Origin of the sequence: Thiohalocapsa halophila (assembly GCF_016583825.1) — a bacterium.
In the GTDB taxonomy this organism is placed as follows: Bacteria; Pseudomonadota; Gammaproteobacteria; order Chromatiales; family Chromatiaceae; genus Thiohalocapsa; species Thiohalocapsa halophila.
The window spans coordinates 1-1156 of the sequence record NZ_NRRV01000201.1; the positions used below are offsets into that span (position 1 = coordinate 1).

At 60.3% G+C, this 1156-nt stretch carries 2 protein-coding genes; both read right to left on the reverse strand.

Annotated elements, in window-relative coordinates:
- On the reverse strand, nucleotides 1-652 hold a 652-nt coding region (locus tag CKO31_RS25970; RefSeq protein ID WP_200243771.1), incomplete at its 3' end, for an HAD-IC family P-type ATPase.
- Nucleotides 622-1156: P-type ATPase actuator domain-containing protein (locus CKO31_RS25975; RefSeq protein WP_498370625.1), on the reverse strand; the 535-nt coding region annotated here is incomplete at its 5' end. The genes CKO31_RS25975 and CKO31_RS25970, both read right to left, overlap by 31 nt.

Here is a 1156-nt window from a genome sequence, read left to right on the forward strand (position 1 = left end):
GCTTCACGTAGTCTGCCTTGTCATGAGGCATAACGCCGCCGAAGTACCTGTCAACTTTCAAACGCGATGCCAGCTCTCTGGTTGGCGTTTCGTGATCGCCAGATATCAGGACAATCTCCTTGATGCCCCGCTTGCGCAGAGACCCTATGACCTCTAGTGCCTCGTCCCGAACAGTCGCCCGCAGTTCGATCAAGCCCGCAACCTCGTCCTCGATGGCAATCAGGATCGCGCTGTGACCCCGGTCCTGAGACGCTTGCAAAGCCTCAGCAATGACGGGCGGTAAGGCGATGCCCTCTTGCTCAATATACCGTGCACTGCCCACCTTGACGTGTCGCGCATCGACGACGACCTCGATGCCGAGGCCAACGTGGTACCTGGTTTCGTCTTGCGCGGGCAGGGCGAGACCAAGCTCCTCGGCCCGATTCAGAATGGCCTTTGCGATCGGGTGCGAAAATTTCTGCTCAGCCGCGGCGGTGTAGGCAATGATCTGCTCCTCGGCGTAGTGGCCGCCGGCGCAGACGACCTGAGCGACCCGAGGGACGTCGTAGGTGAGCGTCCCGGTTTTGTCGAACAGCACCGCATCGACTCCTTTGATGGTCTCGAACACCTGGCTGTGCTTGATCAAAACCCCGTGCTGGGCCGAGCGCCCCAAGGCCGCCAGCAGGGCAATGGGCGCCGCGACTCGGATGCCGGTGTGAAATCCGCGTTGATGATGGCCAGCATACCGCCGGGCCCACCGGCAGTGAAATACCCGAGTGCGCCCAGCCCCAAGGTGGGCAAAACCATCTTGTCGGCTATGCGTTCGCCGGTAGACTGGACTTCGACCTTGAAGGTCGCTGCATCGTTGATGATCTTAACGATCTTGAATGCAACCGTATCCGCGCCCGTCTGCTCCACCTGAATCTGGAGTCTGCCGGCGACCAATACGGTCATGGCATAGACTTGGTCGCCTTCGTTGCGTTCGACGGGGGCGGCTTCCCCGGTAAGGCTCTGTTGGTCGATCATTGCAGTTCCAGCGACCACAGCACCGTCGACGGGAATCTGCTCTCCGGTGTTGACCACGATGATGTCGCCTGCGTGCAAGTCCTGAACCGGAGTTTCGACTTCCGCACCGTCATCTTGAAGGCGCCAAGCGAAGCGTGGTTGGGTTCCGAAG